The sequence below is a fragment of the Pseudomonas sp. P5_B2 genome, from assembly GCF_056400445.1.
Genome location: NZ_JBFULH010000903.1, coordinates 1 through 1,353, shown reverse-complemented (window position 1 = coordinate 1,353; position 1,353 = coordinate 1). Strand labels below are relative to the sequence as shown.

Annotated in this window: 2 protein-coding genes; both read right to left on the bottom strand. The window is 58.1% G+C overall.

All coding sequences use genetic code 11. From position 1 onward, the window contains the following. Positions 1-874, bottom strand: an 874-nt coding sequence (locus tag AC1DRJ_RS27870) for a response regulator (protein ID WP_477804983.1), incomplete at its 3' end; no start/stop codon positions are given. Positions 875-1,017: 143 nt separating this feature from the next. Continuing rightward, on the bottom strand, positions 1,018-1,353 hold a 336-nt coding region (locus AC1DRJ_RS27865; protein ID WP_477804982.1), incomplete at its 5' end, for a DUF4405 domain-containing protein.

Sequence of the window (1,353 nt, the reverse complement as noted above, 5' to 3'; positions counted from 1 at the left end):
GCGGATACCCGCTGCCGTCCCATTTTTCCTGGTGACTGTAGGCAATCTCCTTGGCCAGAGTGAGGAAGTCGGCGCGAATGCCAAGCGCATCCTCGGCGTGCTGGATGGCGTCACGCCCCAGCKTTGTATGAGTCTTCATGATCTCGAACTCCTCCTCGGTGAAGCGTCCCGGCTTGAGGAGGATATGGTCAGGAATGCCGACCTTGCCGATGTCGTGCAGCGGCGCCGACTTGAACAGCAGCTGAATGGCCTCTTCGCTGAGGAAGTGGCTGAAACGCGGATGTTCCCGCAGATGCTCGGCCAGCACCTTGATGTAATGCTGGGTCCGCCGGATATGGTTGCCCGTTTCGTTATCGCGAGTCTCCGCCAGTGAAGCCATGGCCTGGATGGCCACATCCTGGATCGCAATCACCTCGCGGGTCCGGCGCTCCACTTCCTGTTCCAGATAGTCGTTGTGATCGCGCAGGAAATCTTTCGCCGCCTTGAGCTTGAGCTGGGTATCCACCCGCGCCAGAACCAGCGCCGGCCTGACGGGTTTGGTGATGTAGTCGACAGCGCCCAGTTCCAGGCCATGGATCTCATCTTCGGTTGCGGCCATGGCCGTCAGAAAGATGATCGGAATATCGCGGGTTCGCGGGTCGCGTTTGAGCTGCTCGGCCACTTCGTGGCCGGACATCCCGGGCATCATCACGTCAAGCAGGATCAAGTCCGGCAGTGGGTCGCCTTGCAGTACGCGCAAAGCCTTTTCACCGCTATTGGCAACCTTGACCCGGTAGCGATCCTTCAGCAGATCAGTCATCAGCATGAGGTTATCGGGCGTGTCATCGACCACAAGCAGCGTGGGCGGACTGTAATGATTCTGTTCGGTACTCATGCGGGCGGCTCCATTGCCATTCATTGACATCCCAAGGCTATATTTCACCCCAGCGCAGGGAAGCTTAGCTGCTGTTATCCAGCGCTGCCCTGTCGACGTCAATCTACGCAATGACCGGGGTTTTCATCGAGGCCTTGATTGCGTCACTGACGCTCACTCAGCAGTTCGGCAATCAATTGCGTGGGTTGCATCTTCGCTGATTGGGCGACCTGATTGAGAGTGTCGCTGGACGATGTCACTGACAGCCCCCGTTGGCGCAACCGCGCAACCAGCTCATCGGGCGTGTTCTTGAACAGGGCTGCGCTGTCCGTCAAAGGCGCTTTGGTCACCAGTTGCACGGCGGCAAATGCCGGATTACCACCCTGCCGGCCACCCATGCCTGAAACGACGAAAGGCACTGCAACCAATATCGAAAGCAGTAGAGGCACATAAAGTGACTTGCGTTTTATATACCCCATCAGAGGCCCCCAGTTCTTCCA